The 1,572-nt window shown below is 66.6% G+C and carries 2 protein-coding genes; one reads left to right on the forward strand and one right to left on the reverse strand.

Features of this window, described 5'->3' with window-relative positions; translation table 11 throughout:
* Positions 1-787, reverse strand: a protein-coding gene (locus STRIP9103_RS48200; RefSeq protein ID WP_234022085.1) for an IS5 family transposase whose coding sequence is annotated in 2 segments (ribosomal slippage) — positions 1-454 and positions 454-787 — 788 coding nt annotated over the 2 segments. Because the reading frame shifts where the segments join, the coding sequence is not laid out codon by codon here. This gene is flagged as partial in the annotation.
* An 86-nt stretch (positions 788-873) separates the two neighbouring features.
* On the opposite strand from STRIP9103_RS48200, the gene STRIP9103_RS01995 reads away from it, so the two are divergent.
* The coding region (locus STRIP9103_RS01995; protein WP_048819531.1) for an IS5 family transposase at positions 874-1,572 on the forward strand (699 nt) is incomplete at its 3' end.

Genomic DNA, 1,572 nt, shown 5'->3' on the forward strand with positions numbered 1-1,572 from the left:
AGTCTGCGGTAGCAGATGAGGGTGCAGGCGATGGCAGTGAATGCCAGGAAGTGGTCGGCTTTGCGCTCGTAGCGGCGGTGGAGTCGGCGACAGCCGGCGAGCCAGGCCATGGTGCGTTCGATGGTCCAGCGGTGGCGGCCCAGCCGCTTGGAGGACTCGATGCCCTTGCGGGCGATGCGGTGGGTGATGCCGCGCTGGCGTAACCATCGGCGCAGGTGGTCGTAGTCGTAGCCCTTGTCCGCGTGCAGTTTGGCGGGGCGGCGCCGGCGGGGTCCGCGGCGGGAGCGGATCGGCGGGATGCCGCGGACGAGGGGTTCGAGGGCCTGGCTGTCGTGAAGGTTGGCGCCGGAGACGCCGATGGAGAGGGGCAGACCGGTCCGCTCGGTGATCAAGTGGATCTTTGAGCCTTTCTTGCCCCGGTCGACAGGATTCGGACCTGTCAGCTCCCCCCTTTCATCGCGCGCATGTTCACCGAATCGATCGCGCACCGGCTCCAGTCCAGGTCACCGCGCCTGCCCAGCTCATCCAGGACCAGACGGTGGAGCTTGGCCCAGACCCGGGCCTTGGTCCACTCGGTGAACCGCCGGTGGGCTGTCGGCCCTGAAGGTCCGAACGACGGAGGCAACTGCCGCCACGTGCAGCCCGACGTGGCCACGAAGACGATCGCAGCCAGGACCTCCCGGTCTCCGTACCGTCGTCGGCCGCCGCCCTGCGGGCGAGATGGAGCCGGCGGCACCACCCGCTCGAACAGTTCCCACAACTCGTCTGGCACGAGACGCTCAACGATCCCCACGACGCCAGACTATCGAACAATCCAAATGAGACGACATCTAAGACCGTGTCCTACGTGGTGAGGCGGACGTTGGGCAGGGCATGGGGCGGGATACGTGGAGTTGGATTGTTCCGGATGGGCTGTGGGAGATCGCGAAGCCGCTGATCCCGCCGTCGAAGGTGCGGCCACAGGGCGGCGGTACACAGGACACGCCTGATGAGACGCTGTTCGCGGCGATCATCTACGTGCTGGTCAGCGGTTGTGCCTGGCGGGCTCTGCCGCCCTGCTTCGGCATATCGAAGTCGACCGCTCACCGCCGCTTCCTGATCTGGTCCAGAGCCGGCGTCTGGGGCCGATTGCACGAGGCTGTGCTGCACCGGCTCGACGACGCCGGCCTGGTCGAGGTGACCCGTGTAGTCCTCGACACCGCCCACGTCAGGGCTAAAAAAGGGGGCGAACACACAGGTCCGAGCCCCGTGGACCGGGGCAAGCCGGGTTCCAAGATGCACATCCTGTCGGACGCGAACGGACTGCCCCTGGTCGTCGGCGTCTCGGCCGGCAACACCCACGACAGCGAAGGTCTGAAGCCGATGGTGGCGGGTCACCAAACGAGACACGACCCCCATCGCGGCCGGTACTTCAAGCCTCAGCGCCTCCACGCGGACAAAGCCTACGATCGACCGGACCTGCGGAAATGGTTACACGGCAAGCGCATCGGAGTCCGGATCGCCCGCAAAGGCATCGAGTCCAGCGAACGGCTGGGCCGCCGCATGTGGGTGATCGAAAGAACGATGTCGTGG

The organism is Streptomyces ipomoeae 91-03 (genome assembly GCF_000317595.1).
Classification (GTDB): domain Bacteria; phylum Actinomycetota; class Actinomycetes; order Streptomycetales; family Streptomycetaceae; genus Streptomyces; species Streptomyces ipomoeae.